This is a genomic window from Methanosarcina acetivorans C2A (genome assembly GCF_000007345.1).
In the GTDB taxonomy this organism is placed as follows: domain Archaea; phylum Halobacteriota; class Methanosarcinia; order Methanosarcinales; family Methanosarcinaceae; genus Methanosarcina; species Methanosarcina acetivorans.
This window is the reverse complement of the sequence record NC_003552.1, coordinates 2,474,357-2,500,501: the sequence shown is the minus strand read 5'-3', so window position 1 is coordinate 2,500,501 and position 26,145 is coordinate 2,474,357. Positions and strand designations below refer to the sequence as shown.

Annotated in this window: 17 protein-coding genes; 10 read left to right on the top strand and 7 right to left on the bottom strand. The window is 43.4% G+C overall.

Annotation, left to right across the window (positions count from 1 at the left end; translation table 11 throughout):
* The first annotated feature begins 993 nt into the window (after nucleotides 1-993).
* From alaXM to MA_RS10475, 3 genes are all read left to right on the top strand, one after another.
* Entirely contained in the window at nucleotides 994-1,731 is a 738-nt protein-coding gene (gene alaXM / locus MA_RS10485) for an alanyl-tRNA editing protein AlaXM (protein WP_011022008.1), read from the top strand.
* A 488-nt stretch (nucleotides 1,732-2,219) separates the two neighbouring features.
* Nucleotides 2,220-5,222 carry a PAS domain-containing protein gene (locus tag MA_RS10480; RefSeq protein WP_011022007.1) on the top strand — a complete coding sequence of 1,001 codons (3,003 nt, stop codon included), beginning with the start codon at nucleotides 2,220-2,222 and terminating at the stop codon, nucleotides 5,220-5,222.
* Between the two features lie 49 nt (nucleotides 5,223-5,271).
* Entirely contained in the window at nucleotides 5,272-5,646 is a 375-nt protein-coding gene (locus MA_RS10475) for a response regulator (protein WP_011022006.1), read from the top strand.
* A 140-nt stretch (nucleotides 5,647-5,786) separates the two neighbouring features.
* Here MA_RS10475 and MA_RS10470 read toward each other — a convergent pair whose 3' ends face one another.
* On the bottom strand, nucleotides 5,787-6,158 hold the full coding sequence (locus MA_RS10470; protein WP_011022005.1) for a VOC family protein: 372 nt from the start codon (nucleotides 6,156-6,158) through the stop codon (nucleotides 5,787-5,789).
* A 361-nt stretch (nucleotides 6,159-6,519) separates the two neighbouring features.
* On the opposite strand from MA_RS10470, the gene MA_RS10465 reads away from it, so the two are divergent.
* Both MA_RS10465 and MA_RS10460 read left to right on the top strand, forming a co-directional pair.
* Nucleotides 6,520-7,197 (top strand): diacylglycerol/polyprenol kinase family protein, encoded by a 678-nt coding sequence (locus MA_RS10465; RefSeq protein ID WP_011022004.1) that lies wholly within the window; start codon nucleotides 6,520-6,522, stop codon nucleotides 7,195-7,197.
* A gap of 135 nt (nucleotides 7,198-7,332) precedes the next feature.
* Nucleotides 7,333-8,016 carry an MBL fold metallo-hydrolase gene (locus tag MA_RS10460; RefSeq protein ID WP_011022003.1) on the top strand — a complete coding sequence of 228 codons (684 nt, stop codon included), beginning with the start codon at nucleotides 7,333-7,335 and terminating at the stop codon, nucleotides 8,014-8,016.
* Nucleotides 8,017-8,037: 21 nt separating this feature from the next.
* Here MA_RS10460 and MA_RS10455 read toward each other — a convergent pair whose 3' ends face one another.
* Nucleotides 8,038-9,090 carry a calcium/sodium antiporter gene (locus MA_RS10455; RefSeq protein WP_011022002.1) on the bottom strand — a complete coding sequence of 351 codons (1,053 nt, stop codon included), beginning with the start codon at nucleotides 9,088-9,090 and terminating at the stop codon, nucleotides 8,038-8,040.
* 284 nt (nucleotides 9,091-9,374) lie between these two features.
* Entirely contained in the window at nucleotides 9,375-11,003 is a 1,629-nt protein-coding gene (locus MA_RS10450; RefSeq protein WP_011021085.1) for an IS1634 family transposase, read from the bottom strand.
* 746 nt (nucleotides 11,004-11,749) lie between these two features.
* Here MA_RS10450 and MA_RS28195 point away from each other — a divergent pair.
* Nucleotides 11,750-12,823 carry a zinc ribbon domain-containing protein gene (locus MA_RS28195; protein WP_048065282.1) on the top strand — a complete coding sequence of 358 codons (1,074 nt, stop codon included), beginning with the start codon at nucleotides 11,750-11,752 and terminating at the stop codon, nucleotides 12,821-12,823.
* Between the two features lie 126 nt (nucleotides 12,824-12,949).
* Here the strand turns inward: MA_RS28195 and MA_RS10440 are convergent, their stop codons facing one another.
* Together MA_RS10440 and MA_RS10435 are read right to left on the bottom strand one after the other, a co-directional pair.
* Entirely contained in the window at nucleotides 12,950-13,738 is a 789-nt protein-coding gene (locus MA_RS10440) for a DUF2119 domain-containing protein (protein WP_342636664.1), read from the bottom strand.
* On the bottom strand, nucleotides 13,698-14,378 hold the full coding sequence (locus tag MA_RS10435) for a TlyA family RNA methyltransferase (protein ID WP_011021999.1): 681 nt from the start codon (nucleotides 14,376-14,378) through the stop codon (nucleotides 13,698-13,700). The genes MA_RS10440 and MA_RS10435 overlap by 41 nt, the downstream gene beginning before the upstream one ends.
* Before the next feature lie 449 nt (nucleotides 14,379-14,827).
* Between MA_RS10435 and MA_RS10430 the strand changes: the two genes are divergently transcribed.
* Entirely contained in the window at nucleotides 14,828-15,784 is a 957-nt protein-coding gene (locus tag MA_RS10430) for a bile acid:sodium symporter family protein (protein WP_048065281.1), read from the top strand.
* Nucleotides 15,785-15,983: 199 nt separating this feature from the next.
* Here the strand turns inward: MA_RS10430 and MA_RS10425 are convergent, their stop codons facing one another.
* Entirely contained in the window at nucleotides 15,984-17,243 is a 1,260-nt protein-coding gene (locus tag MA_RS10425) for an alpha/beta hydrolase family protein (RefSeq protein ID WP_083755904.1), read from the bottom strand.
* Between the two features lie 604 nt (nucleotides 17,244-17,847).
* On the opposite strand from MA_RS10425, the gene MA_RS10420 reads away from it, so the two are divergent.
* Both MA_RS10420 and glgX read left to right on the top strand, forming a co-directional pair.
* The gene (locus MA_RS10420) at nucleotides 17,848-19,932 is read left to right on the top strand and encodes a M13 family metallopeptidase (RefSeq protein ID WP_052279149.1); all 2,085 of its coding nucleotides are present in this window, start codon (nucleotides 17,848-17,850) and stop codon (nucleotides 19,930-19,932) included.
* Between the two features lie 1,407 nt (nucleotides 19,933-21,339).
* On the top strand, nucleotides 21,340-23,598 hold the full coding sequence (gene glgX / locus MA_RS10415; RefSeq protein WP_011021995.1) for a glycogen debranching protein GlgX: 2,259 nt from the start codon (nucleotides 21,340-21,342) through the stop codon (nucleotides 23,596-23,598).
* A 28-nt stretch (nucleotides 23,599-23,626) separates the two neighbouring features.
* On the opposite strand, the gene MA_RS10410 is transcribed toward glgX, so the two are convergent.
* Entirely contained in the window at nucleotides 23,627-25,315 is a 1,689-nt protein-coding gene (locus tag MA_RS10410) for a SulP family inorganic anion transporter (protein WP_048065280.1), read from the bottom strand.
* A gap of 445 nt (nucleotides 25,316-25,760) precedes the next feature.
* On the opposite strand from MA_RS10410, the gene MA_RS10405 reads away from it, so the two are divergent.
* Nucleotides 25,761-26,123, top strand: coding sequence for an STAS/SEC14 domain-containing protein (locus MA_RS10405; RefSeq protein ID WP_011021993.1), 363 nt, complete (start codon nucleotides 25,761-25,763; stop codon nucleotides 26,121-26,123).
* Nucleotides 26,124-26,145 lie beyond the last annotated feature (22 nt).

Sequence of the window (26,145 nt, the reverse complement as noted above, 5' to 3'; positions counted from 1 at the left end):
GTTTTGCCATTTTTCACATAATCCCTTTATTTCCGCTTATATTTAACAACGTAGTTTATTTTGTGAAAAATTTACCTAATAACAACTTAAAATCTATTTAATTCGTTATTTTTATCTATAATTAATATTGGAGTAATAAATAACTCATTAATTTGGAAATAAACTTCTTTTGAACTTTCAAAACATAATAAATATTTATATTTTTATGTGATTTATTGAAATAAGTTGCAATAAATTCTAATTTTTAAAGTAAATGTAATATTATATCAGTTTTTGAGCTTAATTCGTATTCAAAGGCATTTTGAAGTATTATTTTAGAGGCTTTAAAGGGAATTTTTTGTCAAAATACGTGATTTTGACCTATTTTTTTTATTTTAAAGCATTTATATCAATTTTGGCAGAATCTCTGGTAATTAAAAAATTAGCCGACACTCAATTAAATCGTATACTTGTGACTACAATCATCATGTAACGTTTTCATGTAACTCTGACCTATTAGTGGTATTGTGGCTATTTTTGCCGAAGGTATTCTTACATCCAAGCTACCATCAGAGTACAGAGTTCATGTGAACATGGAAAATATTTTTGAACTCCATAAATTTCTCGTATTCAACTCCTTATAAGTTTTTCCGACAATATCCTCTTACTATCCTTTTTAGTACTCTTTTCGAATCTGAAATCAATCCTGACCTTTGATTGTTAGATGATTTGGCTAGAAAGTATATATATGAGCACATACCCTCACTCAGATTCAAACTTATTCATATATAGAATAATTGCCCGTTCCTGAGATACATGGATAACATTCGGTTAAGAAGATGTCAAATATCGACTTATATCTCATTTGATAGCCAATACATTGGTGAATAAGTACCTGTATTAAATGTATTCCGATAATTCTTTTAAGAACCCCTTTTAACGCAAGATTTGGAAACTCTTTTAAAGGAATATCAATTTACCTGATAATATATTTTTGAGAAAAGAGGATTACCAATGACAGAAGTGCTTTACTTCCTTGACTGTTACCTGAGAGAGTTTGAAGCGATCGTTGAAAAAGTGACAGATGACAAGTATGTCGTCCTTGACCGCACGGCTTTCTACCCCGAAAGCGGAGGTCAGCCCAGTGATACCGGAAAGCTTGTTCGTGAGGAAGACGGGGCTGAGTTTGAGGTCGTCTATGTCGGCAAGTTCAACGGGGATATAAGCCATGAAATAACTCCGGTAGACGGAAACGCAGCTTTGGGTCTGAAAGCCGGGGATAGGGTAAGGGGAATCATTGACTGGGACCGGCGCTACAGGCATATGCGCATGCATACGGCAACCCATGTGATCGCAAACGTAATCGAAAAAGAGGCGGGAGCTCAGATCACTGGGAACCAGCTCGGGCTTGACAAGAGCCGGGTGGATTTCAGCCTTGAAGCTTTTGACAGAGACAAGTTCGCTGAATACGAGAAAATTGCAAACAAAGTAATAACTGAAAACCATCCTGTAAACCTCTACCTTGTCAGCCGCAAGGAAGCTGAAGAAAAACTTTCAAGGCTCACAACGCTTGCTAAAGGTTTTTCGGAAGAGATCAGCGAAGTCCGCCTTGTGGAAATCGAAGGCATCACGATTGAAGCCTGCGGGGGGACGCACCTGAAAAACACAGGAGAGATAAAGGGAATAAAGATCGAGAAACTCCAGAACAAAGGGAAGAGCAACAGGAGAATGTATTTTACGCTTCTGGACTGAGAGATTCATCGGAAATGAATATTATCTTAAGGATATTTCTTTTAGATTTACAGCAGAATCTTTTAAGTCCATTCTTTTTTCTTTTCAGTCGTTCTTCTGATTTTTCTTTTTTTCCGTCTATTATTTTTCCGTCTATTATTTTTCCGTCTATTATTTTTCCGTCTATTATTTTTCAGTCCATTCTTTTTCAAGCCCATCCATTTTTCATTCCATCCCTTCAGTTCTATTCATTTTGGTCAGGATTTCGGAAACATGTTCTGCGGGAGGAGGATGTTCTCCAAGTTTCACTAATATTTACACAAGTTTATATATCGAATAATCACATATTTTAGTAGGTCATATTTTGCATGCCATCTTAATGCCATGTTAATATCATTTGATTATATTTTTGCAATCAGAGTTGTATATCGAATAAAAATATTAATTATAAATTCGGGCTTTAAACCCGAATTAAGTTTGCACAAGCCTGCACCCTTTCTTAAGCTGCTGTGTGCGGTTTAAAAAAACGGTTATTTATTGACTGTTATGAGGGTGAAAGTATCGAAGAGATCAGGGGAAAGAAAAGAGCCGACAGGGAAGAAACTGAGGTTCAGGAAAAGTCGCACTTAGAGGAAAAGCTGGTCAGGCTTGAGTGGCAAGCGGATTCTGCGGTTACCGGCCTCATAACGATGGATTTTGACGGCACTCTGAGCTATGTGAATCCTTTTTTTGTCCGAATGTGGGGATACGGCAGTGCGGAAGAGCCTCCGGGCAGGCAGGTTTCGGAACTGTGGGCCTCCCCGGCTGAGTTTCTGCAGGCAGAGAGGGAGTGTAGAGAAAAAGGGGAGTGGATAGGAGAACTTCAAGCCAGAAGAAGGGATGGAACATTTTTCTATGTACATACTTCGCTGAGTTTGATAAGAAACAGGGAAGGTCTTCCGTTGGGAATTTCCGGTTCTTTTGTCGACATTACCCGGCTCAAGCAGGTAGAAGAAGAATTACGGAACAGGACCCTCGAACTCTCGGAAGCAAAAGCACGGCTCGACCTGGCCCTTGAAGCCACAGAGATGGGGACCTGGGATTGGGACGTCCTCACCAACGGAATGACATGGGACGACAACCTCTTTCGGCTGGTAGGCATATCAAGGGAAGAATTTCTCCAGACTCATGACAGTCTGCTCGAGCTTTCTAATAGAATTCTATCCCCTGAAGATAACAGACGGATGCTGGAAGTAATGCAGGCAGTTGCGGACGGAAAGACCGACAGTTACGAGTTTGAACACGATGTGCTTCGGCCTGACGGGACTGTACGTCATTTTTTGGTTAAAGGGAGAGCGCACCGGGACTCCGAGGGTAAACTCTTACGGGTTACAGGAACAACGACGGATATAACGGACCAGAAAATTGCCGAAGATGCCCTGCGGAGAAGCGAGGCAAATCTCGCAAGATCCCAGGCAATGGCTCATCTGGGCAGTTATTCCTTTGATGCCCATACAGGTGAAATTTACTGGTCAGAGGAACTCAAAACTATATGGGACTATGATCCCGGCCCTAACTATTCATTCGAAACGGTTATTTCCAGGATTCATCCCGAGGACAGGAAGCGCATTCTGGAAGCATTGAAAAACGCAGGGCAGGGAAAGCATCCGTTCAATTCTGAGTACGGAATTTTAAAGCCTGACGGCTCTATTCGCTATGTACATGACCAGGGAGAAATCAGCCTTGACGGGAATGGGGTTCCGGTCAGGATGTTCGGGACACTTCAGGACATCACGCATAGAAAACTTATGGAAGAACAGCTTCTTAAAGCAAAAGAAGCAGCAGAATCCGCAAATAAAGCTAAAGGAGATTTCCTTGCCAATATGAGCCATGAAATCCGTACTCCCATGAACGCTGTTCTGGGTATGCTTGAAATGCTCCTGGAAACCAGCCTTACGGATGAGCAGCGGGAATACCTCCAGCTTGCCCACGCTTCTGCAGAATCTCTCCTTTCTATTATCGATGATGTGCTTGACTTCTCAAAAATTGAACAAAATAAACTTGAGCTCGAACAGATCAGTTTTGAGCTTGAAAGCCTCATTTCCCATATCATTAACTTACTTTCGGGAAAAGCAGGCTCAAAAGGACTAAAACTGGCTTTCCATATTGAAAAAGACCTCCCGTCAACCTTCATAGGAGATCCTGTACGCCTCAAACAGGTGCTGTTTAACATTCTAGGAAATGCGATAAAGTTCACCAAAAAGGGAGAAATCGCTCTGTCTGTTGAAGTATACATGCCATCGGAAAGGAATTCAGGACTTTCGAACTCTGATTTCCCAGAAGAGGTGGCTCTCCTTTTCAAAGTAAAGGATACCGGAATTGGGATCCCTCCTGAAAAACTTTCCCAAATATTCGATCCCTTCATACAGGCGGACGCTTCGGTCACAAGGGAATACGGAGGAACCGGGCTCGGGCTTGCAATTTCCTCACAGCTTGTCGAGCTTATGGAAGGCAGGATCTGGGTGGAAAGTGAAGTCGGGAAAGGATGCACTTTCTACTTCACGGTAAGAGTGAAAAGAGGGGAAAGTTCGGAAAATTATGGACAGGGAAACAACATTCCGGAAGAAAGCCTGTTAGTATGCATGGAAGCTAAAGAAAGTTATGGGAATGGAATAACTTCCGGAGAAAGCCTGAACGTCCTTTTCGCCGAGGATCACCCGATAAATCAAAAACTAATTTTGGGCCTTCTTGAGAAAAAAGGACATAAGCTTACTCTGGTTACCAGCGGAAAAGACGCGCTTGATGCCCTCTCCAGAAGGGATTTTGACGCTGTGCTGATGGACATCCAAATGCCAGGCATGGACGGGCTGGAAGCAACTCGAAGGATAAGGGACCCTTCTTCAGGGGTTAGACGGCACAACATTCCGATAATTGCTTTTACTGCCCGGGCACTGAAAGAAGATAGGGAAAAATGTTTTGAAGCGGGTATGAACTATTATATATCAAAGCCTTTGAAAAAAGAAAAACTCTTGAATATCCTTGAAGATATCCGGGTCGGAAAAAACACCCGGGAAAAAACTGCTAGGGAAAGGACTGTTCAGGACAGAATTGTTCAGGAAAAAAACATTCAGGAAAGAGCAGCAACACCCCTGGACCTGGAAAGTATAGCTTTTGATTTTCCGGAGGATCAGGTCTTTAATCTGGAAGAAGTCCTTGAAAGGACAGAGGGCGACGAGGTACTCTTAAAGGAGATGGTTAAAATTTTCCTTGGGATGGCGCCGGAACTACTGGATTCCATAAATAGTGCTTTAAGAAAAGGGGAAGCTGAAGCCCTGAGGGAAAATGCCCATATTTTAAAGAGTGCAGCCGGAAGCATAGGTGCAAACAGGGTATTCAGGGTTGCTTATTACCTTGAACAGGTCGGAAGAAGAGACCGGATGGAGTTAGCTTCCGATAAATTTGAAGAAATTAAGGCCCGGTTTAAAGAGCTTGAGCCGGTTCTTGTCAGGTATCTGGAAAAACAGATCTGTTAGATCGGGACCGGTAACACTCAGTTACCGGTTTTCAACAGGAGGCAGACCTGTGAAAGTTCTGATTGCCGAAGATGAACCGATTTCCAATTTGTGGCTTAAAAACACGTTGACAAGGTGGGGTTATGAAGCCATTTCCACACGTGACGGATATGAAGCCTGGGAAGTTTTGAACGAAAGTGACTTCCCCAGAGTTGTTATTCTCGACTGGGAGATGCCGAAAATGAAAGGAATAGAGGTCTGCGAAAAAATAAAGAAAGACCCCCGGCTAAGCAGCATATATATAATTCTTATAACCGGCCGAGACCTGACCGAAGATATGGAGGCAGGGTTCAAGGCAGGTGCTGACGATTACCTCAAAAAACCTTTTGACAACCGGAAATTAAAAACAAAACTGGATACTGCCAGAAAAAAGCTGGGCTTTTAAGCTAAAGAACAGCACGGCACGTAAAAAAGAAGAAGATGAAGTGCTGTTTCCTCTCTTCTGCTTTTAAAAATCACCCCGGGATCCAAAAGGCAAAAAAACCTGTACACAAGAGCTGTTTTACAAAGGCTATTTTACAAGAATCATTTTGTCTCTTTTTCATCTTGCCAGAGCCCGAAGGTGTTGTTCTCGGTGTCTGTGCAAATTGCAAGGTATCCCCAGCCCGGAACGGCAGTCTTTGCCATCACCACTTTGCCTCCGAGTTTTTCCACCTTCGAGAGGTATTCTTCAATTGAGGGGACTCCGATATAATTCATGATTCTCTGGTCTGGAGCACCTCGTTTCCCAAGCCCTCCTCCAGGCCCTGCTTTTCCTTCAAGGTCTTCCGTTTCGATGAGATAGTATTCCATCGTTTCAAAAGGCTTCTCAAACTTCCAGCCGAAAAGTTCGGCGTAAAATTTCTTTGCCCGCGCAGGATCGTCTGCCGGGACATCAAAATGAACTATTGTTGGCATTTTATCTCCCTATATTTTATCTCTCAATTAACACTGGCTTTTGAAGGATTTAGTTCTTGAGGTTTTAGGATTACCAGAGAGTTCCCAAAGCCGAAAATTTTGTAAAAGAGTGGTGTTAAAAGAAATTCCCGAACATTTTAGGAATAGAGCGTGATTGCAAATTTATTCAGCATATATTTAGCCAGCACACATTTATTACATCTGCCAACACACATTTATTACATCTGCCAAATAATTCCTGTAAAAGCAGGAACTGAGGAATTAAGGGGTTATTTTCAGACCGTTTTTCTGCCTTTATTCTGCAGAACTTCAATCCGGGAAATTAATTGAAATCAAGAGTGTAAGCTGACGACGTGATTCTATGGCAGCCGAAAACACAGACGGAGACAGGTGCGCACATCAGGACGAAAATTCATCTCTTAAAGGTGAGGTTGAACGCCAGCTAATTCACCTCCTAACAGGAATCTTTTTTATTCTTCTTATCTATGTAGCCGGAGAAAGGGCATTATGGATTCTGCTTTTGTTGCTCGCTTTTTATCTGGCAACATCTTTTGTGATTTCAAAGAATATTCTTCCACCTTCACTTTCGCCCTTTCTGTGCAGGTGGGGAAGACCTGAAAAGCAGAATATCCCTCTCAAAGGGAATATCCTGCTCCTTTGCGGAATAATTCTGTCTCTCGTACTCTTTCCTGAAGAAATCGTATATGCTTCGATTGCAATAGTGGGATTCGGAGACTCGGTATCAACCGTTACAGGCGTTACTATAGGCAGGCATAAGTTACCCTACTCGGAAGAAAAAACCGTTGAAGGAACTCTTGCAGGAATTCTCGTTGCTTTCCTCGCCTCGTTATTTTTTGTAACTTCTGCTCAGGCCTTTGTCGGATCAATCGGAGGAATGCTGCTGGAAAGCGTTGTGGATTTACAGACCGTAAAAGAACTCAATTCTCGTGCAGCTTTCAGGTTTTTTCTCAATGACAATTTTTTAATTCCAATATTTTCAGGTTTACTTATGTTTATTACCGGACTGTTCCAAAATTGAAAGTTCGTTCTTCTATGCCGAAGCTTTAAGAAACTGCAAGCCACATAATTGACTGCCTGCAATTTATAGCTTCGTTGAAGCGAAAGCAAAAAGAAATTGTAAAATTGATTATAAAGCTGATGAAAGGGGGTTTAAATGGATATTTCCGTAAATATTATACCTGTACCTCTGAAAATGACTTCTGCGTTCATTATCAGAGACAAAGGAACCATCCTGGTCGATTCCGGATATCCGGGGAGTGAAGACACCATACTTGAAAAACTGCATGAGATCGGGGGTTCGCCTGAAGATATTCGGCTCATAGTCCTCACACACGGGCATGCTGACCACGCAGGAAGTGCTGCTGCCCTAAGGGAGAAAACAGGCGCAAAGGTTGCCGTGCACCGCCTGGATGCCGATAAAGTCCGTGAAGGAAACCAGGGGAAACTGCATCCTGCCGGATTTACGGGAAGAATTCTCGGGCTCTTTTTCGGTACGAAGAAAGCCTCCAGCTACCCGGCTTTTGAACCTGATATTCTTATCGACGAATCCCTGGAACTCGAAGAGTACGGCGTCCGGGGGCGAGTAATCCACACTCCTGGCCATTCTCCGGGCTGTGTATCTGTCCTTCTAATTAGCGGGGATGCAATTGCAGGAGACCTTATCTTTCCTTCAATCCCTTCCGAAAAACCGTCCCTTCCTTTCTGGGTAGATGATCCGGCTGAGGCTCGACGGAGCATCAAAAAACTGATTGATATCACTCCCGGAAAGATTTACATCGCTCACGGGAAACCATTCAGTTCCACGGAAGTAAAAAAGAGTTTTTCGAGCCTTTTTTGAAGGTTCCAACCCGTAAAAAACTCAGATGTAGAATAAAACTACAAGGAAAGCCACATAAAACATCATTAACACCACTCCTTCCCACCTTTTGATTTCCCAGCCTGTGCTAATAAAGATAAGAAGGATAAGGCTTATGGCTATCATGACAGGGGTTGTAAAGAAGAGACTCATTTCTGCAACGGATAAGGGGTAGAAAAGCCCTGAAAGCCCGAGGATCAAAAATATATTTGTGATATTCGATCCTATCACGTTTCCAAGGGCTATACTCCCGTAACCCTGCCTTGCTGCAGATACCGTTACCACAAGTTCCGGGAGGGAAGTCCCGACCGCAACCAGAGTGGTGCCTATGACGGTGTCCGGAATCCCGAGGAGTTCTGCAAAAAAGATCGACTCTTCCACAAAATACTTTGCCCCAATTACAATTGCTGCACAGCTTAACACAAGGGTAAAGATATCTTTTGCAAAGCCCCCCTCTAGCCGTTCATTTCCATTTCCTGAATCCGAGTTTCTATCTGAATCCGAGTTTCTGTTGCGGTTCCCATTGAGCTTTTGCATTGCACTGTTTATGTACTTGAATTTGAAAAAATATGTTATGAACTCTTTGAAATGGAGCTTTCCTTCATATTTTTCGGCTTCCTCAAAAAGGAAAAATACATAAGCGATATACAGCAGTACAAAGAGCCCTGCTTCGAGCATTGACAATTCCCTGTTGAATGCAAAAACAAAGAAGAGCACAGCTGAAAAGAGCATGATATAGCCGTCTCTTTTGAGCATATCGATTTCGGTTTTCATGGGGGAAAGAAGCGCAGCAACTCCCACAATCAGGCCTACGTTGGCAATGTTTGAGCCTACAACGTTTCCTATTACAATGCCACTTGCCTGCTGGATAGAAGCGGCTATGGAAGAAGCAAGTTCCGGAATTGAGGTCCCGATTGCCACAAGGGTCAGTCCTATAACGAATTCCGAAACGCCAAGCTTTTTTGCAATCGTTGAGGCTGACTTCACAAAGTAATCTGAACCCTTAACCAGAAAGACAAGGCCAAGTAAAAGAATGAGAAAATTCACTGTGATCATAAAATCACATCTGATCTGTTTTTCATATGTTTGATCATTATCGGTTCGAACTGTAATCGGAATAACTTTTATTAAAGGCTTTCAGTAAAAAGAGAAATGCCTTCCTGTCTTGAAGAAAACTTCCCTGAACTCGTAACCATATTTTACATTTTACATTTTACATTCATATATCCCATTGCTTGCAGCAGGGTGCGTCACGACTACTGTAACTTTTTACCATTAAACTAACACTAGACTGGCTCAATAATATATGCATGTAACCTAGATTCGGCAGGTTAACGTAATTAGAGATAGATATTTTCATATTTCTCTCCCATTAGACCCAGTATCTTCCAGTGAATCTCCTCCATATTCAATATTTCTGACTTCATTTGTCCTTTGTTCTGAGAAATAAGTTCTGTAATTCCCTGAAAATTGAAAAATATCCATCTCATTGTAGGTCTTTTTGTTGGTTTCCCTTTTTGATCTGGAATCGTTTCATTTTCTTCTTCTAATTTTGTCCTTAATTTCCATTCTGCAATTGAATAAATCATTAAGCAGAGAACCATTATCATAGTCATCGCTTCAATTCTCTTTTTGTTCTTGAGGTAAACTTTCGATATGCTAAAGGTGTTACTTTTCAAGAATCTGAATCCTTTTTCCACGTTATCCTGCCCTTTGTAATACTTCAGCATATCCTCAGGAGAAAGATTGATATCATTACTTGCAAGAATAAAAAGTCCCATTTTATCCATTTCATTTAAAACAAAAGCATCATTAACCTTTATGATTCCATTAATCCTGCAATAAGTCTTTAATTGCTCATCTTTTGAAGGTCTGCCTCTTTTCCCCAACTCACGTTTTTTAATGGATTTCACATCTACTTTTTCAAATGAGACAGAAGGGAAATCTTGAATCCATTTTTCTGCAGCTTTTAATGCATCCTCTTCGCAAAAAAAGTCCTCTCCTTTCAGTTTTTTAAAAGACTTCTCTGCTTTTTCAACCTCTTTTTCAAGCTTCGTCCTGAGAGTTTGCTCTTTCTTCTCTTTCATCTTGTGAGAAAGCAGCAAAACCCACTTTTGTTTGACTCCACCATATTCCACAAAGGTTTGATAAAATGAGTATCTTTCGTCGCTTTTTAGCGTTTTCAGGTTCAGATTTGCAGTTAGCAGTTCCTTTGCCTCGGTAATTGTTGCGGGAACACGACTGATCCAGAATGACTTTCCCATGTTCTTGATATTATTGTCTGTGTAAAAGGAACTATCAGCGACGTAGTAAACTTCGCTTTCAGGTCTTAAAACTGATTTGAGAGACTGGATCGCTTCCAGAATTGTGTTTTTGTCGGAAGAATTTCCTGAATGTGTGTTCATGAAAAGAGGTATCCCATGCTGATTAACAATCAAGCTAAGTACAAATTGTTTGAGGTCCCATCTTCCGTTTTTGGGAATTCCAAAAGTAATGTCAATAGACTCAGTTTCTTCGTCATCATAATCCCCATAAACGCTGACACTTGTAGTGTCAGCGTGTAAACAATGAACAGGAATAGGTAGATGAGTCATGATGTGAAGAGCAATTTCCGTAAACAGTTTTGTAGGGCCATATTTTACGATTCTGTCAAGAGTCTCTCCGATAACGTATTGATTCAGATCCTCTCTTGTTATACCGTCTCCGAAAAGCCTTTCCGTAGAAATGTTTTTAAAAAAATCAGGAAACAGGTACAGACGTTGCCCTACGAAACCAAGACCATTGAGCAACATGGCAAGGATGCAGACTGAGTGAGGGACAGTATGATCCCTTTCTTTGGGAAGTTTTTCATCGATCAGATTGTCAACCTCAAGTTCTCGGAACACTCCAACTATCAGACCAAGGTGACCTAAGAACCTTGTACGTTTTAGGGAGGATTCAACTCTTCTACTGCTGTCTTTTTCTGCCATGGGAAAACCAGGACAAAGATATAAAATTAATAATATTAAGATATTTGTTTACCTGCCGAATCTAGGATGTAATTAAATATGCGAAATTAATTACTTGGGGGGCAAAAAGCCCAGCTTATAATAGTTAACTCGAAATTCGATTTACAGAATACTTTTCAAACTTCAGGTATCTGGCTCCAGAAATAATAAGCACATAAATATGACTATCAGGTTGGGCTTCAATGAACTGAACCTGAAAAATAGAATCTTAGCAACCGAACTTTAGTCACCTGACCCAGTTTCCTGAATCTCAGTCATCTGAATCTTAGTTATCCGAATTTCAGTTATCCGGACCTCAGTCACCTGAGCCCAAATAAATTGCCTCCTAACAGGCTCCTGGGAAAAAGAGTTTGAACTGGCTTAAACCTAGTTTTTCATTAAACAGGTTCAGAGATCTTAAGCTCCTTAAAAGTATGATACTGTTGTATCCTTAAATTATTTCGCAGATTCAAATCGGTTTGAATGTTCAATACATGATACCGCAGCAGATGGCGCAAAATGTAGAACATTGAGTAAATTTCAATTCCATTCTGATATTATGGAGTGATCATGTAAAATAAAGCAAATTCGAAGTTGAAGTAAACAGTGAGTCACGTGTATATGATATATAACTACAGCAAAAGAAATTAAAAAAGCGAAATAATTTCAGGATAAAACACTGATAGCCCCTGAAGAGTAGAAATAACCCCCTGAAGAGGTATTTGAAAGTGTACTGCAATAACTGCGGATTAAAAGCAGATCCGGAAGACATTTTTTGTTCAGGTTGTGGAAACAAAATCAAAAAAAAATCCGATACTGCTAGTTCCGAGCATGAAATAAAGGCTTTCAAGTTCGCAACTGCTGCTCCCGGAAGATCCAATTATACAATAGCATTATTAGTTTCCAAAATATCGTTATTCTCTTTATTCTCTTATTATAACCGTAAAATCCCTGCTAACAGAAGAATTCTTAAAGGCATCTGGATTGTGGCTCTAATTTGTATTTTAGGAACCTTATTAACCGCATACTCAACTTTTGCCATTGGTTCTAATGAATCTTCTGATACAAACAGTCCGATTTCAAACAGTCCGATTACAAACAGTCAGATATTACATTCGATATCACAGGACCGGATACAGACAGATAAGAATATCCGACGATGTGAGCAAATAGCAACCGAGTACGCCAGTGGTCATACCTATTCAAAAGATGACGTTTATGATTGTGATAATATGGCCCAGGACATCTGGGACATGTTAAAGGCAAAAGGCATTAACGCAAGAATTGCAGTAGGAAATTTCAAATCTGCAGAAGATTGGAGAATTGCAAATGGGACTGATACCCAGAAAAGCTCTGATGACGGGCATCTTGGTGAAATTGAAGTTCCCGGTCACACTTACACAAATATGAATGTGTCAAATTCGAAAGCCATTGAAAGTTTCAATCATGCCTGGGTTCTTGCCGAAGTTTCTCCAGGTTCCTGGTTAGCCATAGAATGCACCGGAGGGTATATTGTTTATAGTGATGAAAACGAGAAGTACTATCAGGGACTGACCTTCAGCAACCCGAAAAACTATAGAAGCTTTCTTTCTTTGTACCGGGACTGGAAAATAAAGGCTCTTGACTATGAGACCGAGAAGTCGTATTACAATGAACTCGTAAAACCGTACGATAACGCAAGTCACTCTGAACAGGTCGTTATGAGGAGCGGGATTGAAATCGCCCAGCGCACCCTTTACGAAAAAGAGAAAGCATTCCTTAAAACAGACTCGGAACTGAACGCTTTACTTAAGTACGGATAAATATTAATTTATTAAGAAATTATGATTTTGATATTGACAATTTCGATATTGTACTTTTTCAATATTGACAATTTCGGTTTTGTACTTTTTCAATATTTTATTTATTGATAAGTAGAAGGCAAACTCTCAGATTTCCCCGTAAAAGCGGCGGTAATCCTCGATAGCTTTTTTTGCCTGTTCGGGAAATTTATTTCTCAGGTATTCTATAAACTCGTCTCTTGATCCTGTTTCTTTGAGGACTTCGAGCATATCGGCAACAAATTCCCTTGACAGAGGATTTCCTTTCTGGATCTCAAAAGAGAGGCAAAGGGCTTCTTTTGGAAAGTACTCCCTTCGAATCCAGGGAGAAACCGAACCCAGCAATACCCCTGCTTTCAGGACGCTGTAGGCCGGCACTCCGATCCTTTCCAGCCTGTCCCTTCCTGCAAGTTTTTCGAGGTTTTCTCCGGAATAGGAATGGAGTTCAATGTAAACTTCAGGGTTCAGGGCTTCAACGGCTTTGAGGATATCTGTCCCCATTACCGGATAGTAAGCCGGGTCCAGAGTTGAAATATATTCTCCCTTGCTGACAAGAGGGATCACTGCAAGGATGCCGTTTTCGGGAGGCTTTATTTTTAGCAGGATTTCCGTTGTGTCCTTCCACTCATCCCCATGCAGTCCCGCAACAAAGAGGCGAACAGGTTTTCCCTGCCCATAGATCCTCAGCCCGGTCTCATTAGCATAGTTATGCGTGTTGCACATGTCCGTACAATCGGGCTCTTCAGGAAAGGAGCCGGTTTTTTCATCAAATTTCATCCGTTTGTGTTCCTTTTTTTCTTTTTTTTCAGGCAGTTTTGTTTTCGGATTTCGTTTCTTTTTCCCAAGCCGATTTTTTTCAGGCTGATTCTTTTTCTTCAGGTAGCGGTTTTCTTGCAACCACGTAGATCTCCTGTTTTTCGGAACTAACAACCTGCTGGATTTCAAGTCTCAGGTTCTCGATCCTGCTCAGTATAGGCTTCGGGTTTTTCTTCTTTGGGATTTTTATTACCTGGAGCAGTTTTCCCCCTTCCTTCAAGAGAGGAAGCACTCTGGATAGGGCTTTGATCGAGTCTTCGGGCTCAAGAGTCATGTCCGAGAGAATAACGTCCACAGGCTCTTCAGAGAGCTCTTTAAGAGGTATGGTAAATACATCCCCGAATATTACCTCAACATTTTCCTTTTCAAATGCAATTTTTCCAAGCTCGCTCCTGAAATCCCGGCTGAACTCCAGACCTTTTATATGGCTCACAATCTCTGACGCAAAAAGGAGAAAACCGCCCGCACTTGATCCCAGGTCGAGAACCCTGTCCCCGGGTTTAAGGACTTCACTTTCTTCCTGAATAAACCGGAGTTTGAAGTAGCCCTGAGGCTGATCCAGGCCCTCGGCAACTTCTATTACATCATCAATCGAGACGTCCCTGGAGACTTTTGTTACCGTGATGCCGTTGACTTTCACGTTTCCGTCAAGAATGGCAGTTTTGGCCCGTCCCCTGGACTTGAAATGTCCCATCTCTACAAGATATGCATCCAGTCTCATGGGGCATTGTATCGGCAGAGCCTGTATATAAAGGTAGCAACTGGACGTCAGAGATAGCAATCGGATGTTTGAGAAATTTCGAGTATCCTGAGTTGTTAACAGGATTACAGTCAATCGACAGCATTTAACAGGATTACATTTAATTGACCGCAGTTAACAGGTAGAGTTAATCGGTATCATTTGACAGGATTACAGTTACTCGATAGCACTTAACAGGATTATAAGTAATCGGTAACATTTGACAAGATAACAATTAAATTGTGAAGTTGAAATCAATAACAATTTTATTCTCCAGTTCTGCCAAATAATGAACCTTCTTTCTCGTTGTTTCAATTTCTAAATTAATTACAGCTTTATTATTTATCGGAAATAAATAGATATATATTTAAATGACAATCTCAGTTTATTTAATGACTCAGTTGTCAATTTTATGTGATGGTGTACTAAAAATGCTTAAAAAGTTCACTTCATTATTTCCCCTCTGGGCAATACTCTTATCTGCGGTAGCATATCTGCATCCGGAGTATTTTGCCCCTCATCAGGGGCTTATCGTACCCTTTTTAAGCCTGATCATGCTCGGGATGGGCGTTACACTCTCAGTGGGCAGTTTCCTTGCGGTCCTGAAGCGGCCCTATGTGGTTCTCCTGGGCACTCTGATGCAGTACACCCTTATGCCCCTGGCAGCATGGGCGGTAAGCCTGGCCTTAAAGCTTCCTGCCGACCTTATGGCGGGGGTGATCCTGCTTGGCTGCTGTCCCGGAGGTACGGCTTCAAATGTTATCTGTTACCTTGCAAAAGGAGACGTTGCCCTCTCGATAGTGCTTACCTCTGTCTCCACCATGCTTGCCTTTCTTGCCACCCCGTTCCTTACCTGGCTCTTTATAGGGCAGACTGTGAACGTTGACGTTACAGGCATGCTTGTAAGTGTTGTAAGGATAGTGATTGTGCCTGTAGTGCTCGGGCTTGCGATCAATTATTTCTTTGAAGCACGGATAAGGGCAGTCAGGGACGTCTTTCCGGCAATTTCAGCCGCGGCCATAGTGATCATAATTGCCATAATCATAGGGACTAACAGCGAGAATCTTGAGCAAAGCGGGCTCCTTGTCCTGCTTGCAGTTGTCCTTCACAATAGTCTAGGGCTTGCAGGCGGCTATGGAGTTGCAAAAGCTTTGAAACTTAGCGAAAAAGAAGCAAGAACTCTGGCAATCGAAGTAGGGATGCAGAATTCGGGCCTCAGTGTGGCTCTTGCGATAAAACATTTCACTGCTGCGGCAGCGCTTCCGGGTGCCATCTTCAGCATCTGGCATAACCTGTCCGGAGCTTTCCTTGCAGGGCACTGGTCAAAAGAAACAGTGCCCGATCCCGATAAAAGTGAGAGACCCAAAACAATTGGGCATATACACTAAGAGGTTGGGTAAAACCTGAAGGGTTTTACAGGAAGCAAGAATAAACAGAGGTTGGGAAGCAGGAAAAATCCGGGAATACAACAACAGATTTCCCGGTTTTTCCTGTATTCATCTACTTCTCTATTTTACTGTTTTCTAATTTTTCATTTCTCTATCTTTACCGCTTTCTAATTTTTCATTTCTCTATCTTTACCGCTTTCTAATTTTGCTGTAGCACAGAATCCAGCCAGTTGAATATCCTCTCGCTGGATATCATCACAGCGCCCGTCTGACAATGAAGTCCTGCACCCTCTTCAGACGTAAAAAACATGAACTCCTTGGGAGATGTCAGCGCATCATAGAGAGGCCTTGCCTGACCTGGAATGAGTGTATCGTTATCCGTTTCGATTACAAGCATGTTGCACCTGATCTGAGGAGCCACTTCCTTCAGAGTATAAGGAGGAAGCATCCGGAAGTAATCGCTGGGCGTCCTGGCTCCGAAAATATACATCCCATTGCCTATAGCCCAGCCTATTTCAACGCTCTGGTCCATGGCCTTCAAAATCTCCTGGTCAAAGGTTTTTGATTTGTTTTCATCGCTCAGGATGTCCTCGATGTCCGGAGAAACTCTTTGAAGAATGCTGCCCCCGAAGTCATAAACTCCACCATTGGCAATGCAGGCCTTTATACGATGCTCGAAGACCACGGCTCTTGGAGCCAGGTAGCCTCCGAAGCTGATTCCCATGAGGACGATCCTCTCCGGATCAACTATGCTCTGGCTCAGGGCATAGTTCGTGACAGGAGTGACAACTGATTCCCAGTTATACCTGAATGGAATCTTCTGTACCCGGATAACCTCTCCCTGCCCCGGTCCCTCGAATATCAGGACATTGTAGCCTCTGTCGACTGCAAACTTCGCAACCTGAAAATAAAGTTCCTCACCTGTACCGTCATAGCCTGTTTGGACGATCAGCAGAGGCCTTTTCTCTCCATCGGTGTCTACAAGACAAAGGTAGCCAGGTAAAGTAGTGTTCTCGAACGGAATCCTGACAGGCCTGATGAGGTTATTCGACAGGTCGGCGGCTTTGAGAAAGCAGTCTCTGCTCCTTTCCCAGGTGGGAACGATGCGCGGGTCGTCCGGGTTTTTAGTTAGATAGAAACCTGCTGTTCTGTAGTAGTTGGACGCCCGGAGATAGGTCTCTCTGGCGCTTACATTATTGCTCCGGGCCAGGAATTCATCTCCGGTTGTCTCCAGCCGGCCGGCAGTCCTATTCCACTCCAGATACCAGCTTTCGATGTCGCCATTCTTTACGCGGTAGGCTGTGTCCAGGCATTCGTTAATGTCTGCTCCTCCACTGACAGCATAACCGATTGTGCGAAGGAATTGAAAGTTGAACTCCGAGTCCGGAAATACGGCCCCAGTAGCATTCTTGTTGCTTTCGGCATCCGAAACGGCTACCATACCGGTCGTCAACAGCATCGGCAAAACTCTGATGTTTTCAAAAAAATGCTTTAATATGTATAATCCCCCTCAGGATTAATCGGTAATCCCGTAAAAAGATATTTTTGCAATTCATTATAAGCCTTACCGCGCTCTATTTTGTGAATTTTCGGTTGATAGTTTTTTTCGCTTGATGGTTTCAATCAAGAAATGAAAAAATCACTGATTTAGAAACTGAATTTACTTTTATTTTATCATGATTAATTTAAAATAATTACTTAGATAATTGTATATTATATAACGGGAGCAAACGAGACAAACGAATGAAGAATAATCATCAGGAATATAGAATTGCTGAATGATTGATCCTGTTCCGAATAAACGCACCTCGAAGGGTATTTTCGGAGCAGCTGTATCTGGGGCTGCAGTAAAGGAACGGGACTCTCAGGGTTTTTTCCTCTTAATCATCTGTGTTGTGATATAACGAGCCCGCAGTTAAAGAGCTGATCTTGTCTAAACAGGACTTACGCAGTTGAACTGGAAAATCAGTTGCATTAAATTAGGAATTTCTACAAACCATACGAGCAGCCTCTACATGCTGCAGTTTAAGAGGCTTCCCAGGATCCATAGGAGTTGAGAGGGCATGGAAAGAAAGGGAGTAATATATCTATTCGCTTTTTGCATTTCACTTATCAACACTGTAACCCCTGTATCTTCTGGTTCTTCCGAAATGTCGATGGGTAACACGAGCACCTCGGGACATGAGAAAGCCTTCGACCCCGGGAACATGAACCTCTCAGTAAAACCCGGAGACGATTTCTATGAATATGCTGAGGGAGCCTGGATAAAAAGCCGCCCTGTGCCTGCGGACAAATCCCGATACGGAGAGTTCGAGATAGTAAAGGACAGGACATCCGACAGCGTCAAAAAAATAGTGGAAGACGCAGCCAGCAACACTTCTGCCCCTGAGGGAAGCCTCGAGCAGAAGATCGGCGAGTTCTACCGCGTGGGAATGGATAACTCCACCCTGGAAAAGCAGCGTCTGGACCCCATCAAAGCCGAGATGCGGATGATAGACGATATCTCCAGCACTTCCGATGTCCAGGCCGTTTCGACGCAAATGATGGATTATGGCATGGATCCCTTCTTCTCCATGTACGCCTCACCCGACAAGAAGAACAGCAAGGTCATGATTGCCACCCTCACTCAGGGGGGGCTGGGCCTTCCGGATAGGGATTTCTATCTCAGGCAGGACAGCGAATCTATCAGGATCAGAGAGCAGTACCTGACCCACGTTACCAGGATGTTCGTCTTCCTGGGCGATAACCCGGAGACCGCTGAAAATAATGCCAGAACCGTGATGAGGATAGAGACCAGGCTTGCCAATGCATCCTTTAACAATGTGGACGACAACGATGAAGTCAAAACGTATAACAGGATGAGCCTTGAGGAGCTTCAGGTCTTCGCCCCAGGCATGAACTGGTCCTGTCTCTTCAGCGTCCTGGGCCGCCCGGACGTAGCCGAGGTCAATGTCAGAAATCCGTCTTACTTCAAGGAACTGAGTATAGCCCTTCAGGAAGAGAGCACAGCTGACTGGAAGACCTTCCTGCGCTGGAAGCTGATCTCAGCTACGTCTCCCTATCTCAGCTCCGACCTTGAGAAGGAGCACTTTGACTTCTATGAGAGAAAGCTTAACGGCCAGAAGGAGATGGAGCCCCGCTGGAAGAGGGTTCTCAATGCGGAAAACAGAGCCATAGGCGAAGCCATAGGCCGTGTCTATGTGGACAGATATTTCGACCCGGGATCCAGGGCCAGGATGCAGGAGCTGGTATCCAACCTGAAGAAGGCCTTTAGGGAAAGAATTCAAAGCCTTACATGGATGGAGCCTGAAACAAAGAAGGAAGCCCTGATGAAGCTTGAGTCCCTGGATGTCCAGGTAGGCTACCCCGACGAATGGCTGAATTATTCGGAACTCGAAGTGAAAAACGATTCATATGTCATGAACGTCCTCAGAGCCTCCAAATTCCGGTTTCACCACGGTCCCAACGGCCTGGACAGGATAGGTAAGCCCGTAGACCGCAAGCTCTGGGAGATGAACCCCCAGGAGACCAACGCCTATGCAGACTGTAATAAGGTCATCATAGTCTTCCCTGCAGGCATTCTTCAGCCTCCCTTCTTCAACGAGGAAGCCGATGACGCAGTCAACTACGGTGCCATAGGCTCCATCATAGGACACGAGATGACGCACCACTTCGACAGCCAAGGCAGGAAGTTCGATGCCAGCGGAAATCTGGCGGACTGGTGGACGCCAGAGGACGCCGATAACTTCAACAGGAGCACGGAGGTCTTGGTGGACGAGTACAACAAATTCGAGGTGCTGCCCGGGCTGCACGTCAACGGCAATCTGACCCTCCAGGAGAACATAGCAGATTTCGGTGGCCTGACCATTGCCTACCACGCCTATAAGCTTTCATCGAAAGAGGAGCCGGAGATGGTCGACGGTTTCACCGGAGATCAGAGGTTCTTCTTAAGCTTCGCCCAGATATGGAGGGAATCGGACACAGACGACTCCCTGAGGACGCGAGCGCTGACCGATACCCACTCGCCCGCTAGGTTCAGGGTAAACGGTGCGGTCTTCAACATGCCTGAGTTCTACAGGGCATTCCCGAGCGTAAAGCCAGCGGATAAACTCTACAGGCCAGAGAGTGAGAGACCGGTTATCTGGTAGAATGACCTCCGGGAAGCCTTTTTCACTCCAGTCTGAGTGTTGATCTTGCGATAAAAATTTCACAGTTACCACAACGCTTCCGGGTGCTATCTTCAGCATCTGGTATAACCTGTCCGGAGCTTTCCTTGCGGGGACTGATCAAAAGAAAACGTTCCATGGTCCCGATAAAAAAGAGGGGTTCCGAACAAGCGGGCACATAATCCTATATTCGGCAGGTCGACATTATGAATTAAATATTTTTGCTGATATTGTTTTTAAAACATTCTGCAAATTTGTAATATACTTGAAGCTGGTTAACATATGACTCAAATCTTACGTCCTATATAAGTAACGAACCATTTTTGCAGTAATGTTTAATGTGGAAGAAAATGTGTTTTCCCACAAAAACGCTATCAATAAAAATACTTGGAAAAAATCAAGTTACCTGCCGAAAATAGGATAATTAAGGGGATGGGATGAAACCTGAAAGAGTTTCACTATGAAGCAGAAAGACAGGGTTGGAGCCAAAGAAAAAGTTCGGGGAAACCATAAAAAGTTCTCTGGACTTTTCCTACTTCACTGTAATTATTCGTTTCAAACTGCTTTGGTCTGAAAGTACTTTGCCTTTCAATTTTTTGTTCCTGTTATTCAGAAAATTTCATGTGCGTTTTTAAGATCCCGATTTATCTTCCCGAGTTTCGCTTCATGGTCGCAGAAATCGGAGATTTTCTGGGAGTTGTGATGTAATCACAACTGTACGAGGTCCTTTTCGCTCCTCTCAGGAGGACTGCTTTGCAAGCTATAGAATGAGCTGAGCTCAAGAGGATCGAAGAACCATGTATAATATTTCTCAACCCCGTACAACGTCATTCACTTTACAGAAGCTTTTTTGTCCCGCTCGACGGAGGAGAGTGGTCTTTTTCTAAAAGACAAAAAAGAGCCAGAAAATGAAAACAGCAAGTCAGCAAGTAAAAGCTTCTGAGCCACTTGTGAGCAAGAACTGGAGTCAAGAAAACAAAATATAAAGAAATTTAGGTCTTAATTTTTCTTTCATTAATTGTGCTTTTTTTCCTTTTGGGAACGGCCACCAGACAAGCTGGCGGGGGCGTACCATATTTACCTGTTACTTCAAATGGGGTTCCCAGGGTTAAGGAATTATTCTCTGGATGGAAAAAAGGGCGGTCAATAGTTCTTTACATAAGTCTGGATGGATGAAAGCCGCAAAATTATTTGCTTTTGAGGATAAAGATAAATTAAACAAATTAAACAAATTAAACAAATTAAACAGATTAAACAGATCCGCAGGATAACCTGTACATAACTGATGAACAAGGTTATCCGAGCTTCAATTTTCAGAACTACGAACAGACACTGCCAGGAACCAAAAAATAATCTCAGGAGAACTATAATACGGATTACGAACAGATTTTGAAGACGCGCAGTTACAAAATTGAAAAAGGATACCCTCACCCTCCTGGAGCGACTTGTGACGAAGAAGGAGTTAATTTTTCAATTTATTCTGAACATGCCGATTATGTTGAGCTCCTGCTTTTCGATAAACATGATGATCTGGAGCCTGTACTTGTCCTTTCAACAAATAGAGTCGAAGAACTTACCCGCCCCGGAAAAGTTGAGAGTTTAGTGGAAGCCTCAAAGGAAATTGGGACCTCAAAGGAAATTGGGACCTCAAAGGAAATTAAAACCTCACAGAAAATCGAAACCGCTGAGACTCCAGGTATTGCCCTTAACAAAACTTTCCACTTCTGGCATGTGTACATACGCGGTCTTAAGCCCGGAGTCCACTATGCCTACAGGATAGGCGGCCCTTTTGATCCATCCGGAGGGTATCGTTTTGATGGGGGGAAAGTCCTGATAGATCCTTACTCGCGGGGGAACAATAAAACCCTCTGGGACAGAGAAAAAGCCAGCGTGCCAGGAGACAACCTTTCTACATCCATGCGTAGCGTGGTGATAGATCCCTCCAGGTACAGGTGGGAAAATAACAGTCACATCACGGCGGAAAAAGTATATGAGATGCCCGGAAAATGGGAGGATCTCTTCGGCAAAAGCAGGCTGCAAGAGCTGAACGAGACCATCATCTATGAGCTGCATGTGGGCGGATTCACGAGATCTCCAAGCTCAGGGGTTAAGACTCCAGGTACATTTTCAGGGATTATAGAAAAAATTCCATATCTCAAGGAGCTTGGCATCACTGCGGTAGAGCTGATGCCTGTCTTTGATTTTGATGATACTATAAGCCCGGAGGGGAAAAGGCACTACTGGGGATATGATCCTATATGTTTTTTTGCTCCTCACAGCGGCTATTGCAAAAACCCTGAACGCGGAGACCATACGAAAGAATTCCGGGATATGGTCAAAGCCCTGCACAAAGCCGGAATAGAGGTAATCCTTGATGTGGTTTTCAACCATACCGCTGAAGGGGACCATCTGGGTCCGGTTTTTTCTTTCAAAGGTATAGACAACAGCATTTACTATCATCTGGAGCCTGACAGGCAATATTACAGCAATTACTCGGGGTGTGGAAACACTGTAAACTGCAACCATCCGATTTCCCAGAAGCTGATCGTAGACAGCCTGAAATACTGGACAGAAGAAATGCATGTTGATGGTTTTCGTTTTGACCAGGGCTCTATTCTTTCACTTGATACCGATGGAAAAGTTATGAAATATCCCCCTGTGATATGGCAGATTGAACTGGACGATTCCCTCGGATACATAAAGGTGATTGCGGAAGCCTGGGACGCGGCTGCACTCAACCAGGTCGGATACTTCCCGGGACCCAGGTGGGCGGAATGGAACGGTTATTATCGGGACGAGATCCGCCGCTTTGTCCGAGGAGACCCCGGGCTTGTAGGGAGGGTTGCAAGCCGGATTGCCGGGAGCCCCGATCTCTACCAGTCCGAATCAAGGCTTCCGATCAATAGTGTTAATTTTGTGACCTGCCACGATGGGTTTACACTTAACGACCTTGTTTCTTACAATTACAAACACAACGAGGCTAATGGGGAAAATAATAGGGATGGGACTGATAACAACCTGAGCTGGAACTGTGGGGTTGAAGGAGAGACCGAAGACCCGGAGATCGAAGCTTTGCGGGAACGGCAGATCAAAAATTTCGCCTCTATCCTTCTGCTTTCCATAGGGGTTCCGATGATTTCCATGGGGGATGAAGTCAGGCGGACCCAAAAAGGCAACAACAACGCTTACTGCCAGGACAATGGGACCGGCTGGTTTGACTGGAACCTTGTGGGAAGAAATCGGGATATGTTCCGCTTCTGGAAACTGATGATCGATTTTCGGAAACGCCATACCACTATTCTTCGCCCCCGTTACTTTACGGGTAAGGAAAACGAGCGGGGGCTAAAAGATATTTCCTGGTACGGCTGCAAGCTCAACAGTCCGGGCTGGGACGACCCTTATGCCCGAGCCCTTTCCTTTACCATGGGAGAACCCGGTGATGAAGAAGACATCCATGTTATGATGAATATGTACTGGGAACCTCTGGAGTTCGAGATTCCAGGACTCAGAGAGCGAAACTGGCACAGGGCAGTCGACACCTTCCTGCCTCCTCCTCAGGATATTGCCGGAGCCGGAGAAGAAGTCCAGGTAAATGGAAGCAGCTGCACTGTTCAGGGAAGAAGTGTAGTTGTGCTGATTTCAAAATGACCAGCTGAAAAAGCTATCAGTTGTTCTCTTAATCTGCTGTTCTTTTATATGCCTCTATAACATCCTGGACGGACTCAAAGATATGGTCCCTGCCAATCATTTTGGTTATGCCGTCCCTGTCAAGCTCATTCATCACAGGCTGCACCACTTCACTTAATACAAGAGTGATATTCATTTGTTGCAGCTGGATGCATACATTTTTGAACGCTTCTATAGCGGTGAAATCGATATCTCCGATATTCGTTGCAGAAATGCAAAACCACTTAAGTGAGCCATCTTTTTTGGCAAGTTCAATTATTTCTTTCGTGAAGCGGTTTTCGTTAGCAAAGTAGAGGTTTGAGCCAAAACGGTAGATTAACAGGCCTTCAACAGCTTGCTGGCCTTTTTCAAGCGGAACTGTCCTCATGGCTCCGCCGGGTTTTGGAACAAGCAGCAGGTTGAGCGGTCGATAACTGTGGCGCAGGTGAGCAATGACCGAGAGTACGATAGCTATCACAATTCCCTGCTCGACGCCTATGACTACGACCGTCATAGCTGTTATCAGGGCGACATTGAATTCTACAGGGCGTTGTCTGTGAAGAGCAGTCATCCCTTCGGTATCGATAAGTCGCAGCCCGATGAGGAATACCATCGATGAAAGTACAGCCGTGGGCAAATAGGCGAATGGTCTGGTAAAGAACATAAGGACTATCAGGACAATGAAGACCGTTGTGAGCTGAGTAAGCTGGGTCTGCCCTCCTACACTTCTGACCATTTCGGTCTTGGTCGGACTGCCGTTGACAACGAAAGTACCTGAAATCCCTGCTGCTGCATTAGCAAGGCTCAATCCGATGAGATCCGAATTCTCATTGAAAGTGTCCGAAAACTTCACAGAATAAGCCCGGGACGTTGCAGCACTCTGGGCGAGGATGATTAAAAAACAGGCTACTGAGATGTTAAAGAGCTTTGGGATATCAGAAAGTGGGACTTGAGGAAAAGAGAGATGAGGCAAACCTCCGGGTACCGCATCAAGGATAATAATCCCGTAAGAAGTAAGATCGAACATCCAGCTTGCAGCAATTGCCCCGATGATAGCTATTAGTGCACCCGGGACTTTGCTTCCAATCCTTTCGCTAAGGAAAATAATCCCGATTACAGATAATGAAACTATGAGTGTGGGAACATTTGTAAGATCCAGGTCTCTCACTAAAGATGCAAGCTGCATAAATGTTCCGTATGACCCTGCAGAAATCCCGAACATCCCGGCAAGCTGTGAGATCGAGATACGGATACCTACACCTGTGAGAAATCCTATCAAAACTGTGTGAGAGAGGAAATCAGCCAGAAAACCGAGTTGCAGCAGGCCTGCAATAAGAAGGAAGATTGCTGCAATTAGAGCGATCATCCCGGCATATGCAACGTATTGAGGAGATCCCGGCACTGCCATTGTTATCAGTCCGCTCGCTATAATTGCCGCAGTCGCAGAATCAGCTCCAACTACGAGATGTCGGGATGATCCAAAAATGGCAAAAACCAACATTGGGAGAAGGATTGTATAGATCCCGGTAACCAGAGGCATACCTGCAATCTTTGTGTACCCCATAACTTCGGGAATGGCAAACGCTGCGAATGCGATTCCTGCAGTGATTTCCAGAGGTATTTGTTTAGGGCTGGAGGGGAATGCACCCTGGAAGAAGGGGAAATGAAGGAACCTTTTAGGATTTTTTTCATGTGTCATATTCGCTTTAATCTCCCCATTAAAAATAATTCTGGATTTGAATTCATGAACAAGGAACCGCCTGAACCGATTTAATTGCCAACTTTCGGCTATGAGCCTCTGATCATATCTTACAGGCCATATTATGGGCTTACAGTTTCAATCATATTCATATATCGATTTTCAATCATAATCCACTATGATTTTTCAGTCATAATTCTTTATGATTTTCAGTCATGATTTATCTATAATTTTTCTTTTATTCCTCAACAAACTTCTGGTCAATTCCTCAACAAACTTCTGGTCATTTTACAAAAGAAATTTTTAATTTATTTGTCCAGGATACATTTTTTGATCACGTCATGAACTACACGGTTTGGAGCCAAAATTTATATTCGTAGGAACAATAAATTAAATTGATTTTGTAACGTTATCAAGTGAAGCAGAATCGAAAAGGGGGAATAAAATGATAGAAATTATGCCTGGTTTGCCGGAAAACGTCGTTGCCGCTGTTGCAAATGGAAAGATAACTGGAGAGGACTATGAAAAGGTGTTGATTCCAGCCATTGAGGACAAAATACGGACGCAAGGAAAGATTCGTATGCTCTATCAATTGGGTCCGAATTTCACGGGTTTTACCTATAATGCCATGTGGGATGATGCCAAAGTTGGCATATGGCACCTCACTGCGTTTGAAAAGATCGCAGTTGTCTCAGACGTGGACTGGATAATTGACGCTGTTAAAGTATTCAAGTTTGCCATTCCCTGTCCGGTAAAAACCTTCCGGAACAAAGAGTTTGCCGAAGCAAAGGCCTGGATCAGTGAATGAAAAACCATGACATGAAAAGCCG